This window comes from Gilvimarinus sp. 1_MG-2023 (assembly GCF_030548285.1).
Genome location: NZ_JAUOSC010001264.1, coordinates 1 through 257 on the forward strand (window position 1 = coordinate 1; position 257 = coordinate 257).

1 protein-coding gene is annotated in these 257 nt (G+C 50.2%); it reads left to right on the forward strand.

Features of this window, described 5'->3' with window-relative positions; translation table 11 throughout:
* The coding region (locus tag Q4563_RS20930; RefSeq protein WP_303605889.1) for a protein kinase domain-containing protein at positions 1-257 on the forward strand (257 nt) is incomplete at both ends.

Below are 257 nucleotides of genomic sequence, written 5' to 3' on the forward strand. Positions count from 1 at the left end.
GGATACCTTTACCCAGGGGCAGCGTTTTTCTTCCCGGCAAGTCGAGCATATGGTTAAGCAAATGCGCAGTATTGTGTCGCATCTGGAACAGGCTGAAGTGTGTCATGGTGATTTGTATGCCCATAACACCCTGATTGATGCCGAGGGTAATATCCTGTTTGGGGATTTTGGTGCGGCTTCCCGGTACGAGTATTTGTCAGCGCAGCAGAAACAAGGCATTCGCACCATTGAACGCCGCGCCCTGGATCATTTTATTG